This is a genomic window from Pseudomonas sp. HY13-MNA-CIBAN-0226 (assembly GCF_040310305.1).
Taxonomy (GTDB): domain Bacteria; phylum Pseudomonadota; class Gammaproteobacteria; order Pseudomonadales; family Pseudomonadaceae; genus Aquipseudomonas; species Aquipseudomonas gregormendelii.
Genome location: NZ_JBEOPS010000110.1, coordinates 1 through 347, shown reverse-complemented (window position 1 = coordinate 347; position 347 = coordinate 1). Strand labels below are relative to the sequence as shown.

1 protein-coding gene is annotated in these 347 nt (G+C 36.3%); it reads right to left on the bottom strand.

Annotation, left to right across the window (positions count from 1 at the left end; translation table 11 throughout):
• A partial coding sequence (locus AAEZ05_RS27985) for a hypothetical protein (protein WP_350649811.1) occupies positions 1-347 on the bottom strand: 347 nt, incomplete at both ends.

Sequence of the window (347 nt, the reverse complement as noted above, 5' to 3'; positions counted from 1 at the left end):
ATTTTATGTTGCTCTTCTTCAGGTAACGAGGCTATATAAGGATTAATAGCCTTTAAATCCAATGATGTTTGAAGATGAGTATATTGTTGCTGACGATGCTTAGTAGACTCGCGAGCTAAATAAGCAGCTGGAACTGATAATAAAAAGACTAATGCTAATCTTAAAAGAGCATTAGAAAGATCAAAGTTTTGATGAATAGATTCATAGAAAGAATATCCAGCTATCCCAATAATGATTGCCATACAAACCAGTGAACCCGCTCTTAACCACTCGGCAGCTATTTTTTCCTGTTTTGCGCTATCAGCATATTCTGAAACAATAACTCTGCTTGCCGCATTACCTAGAAG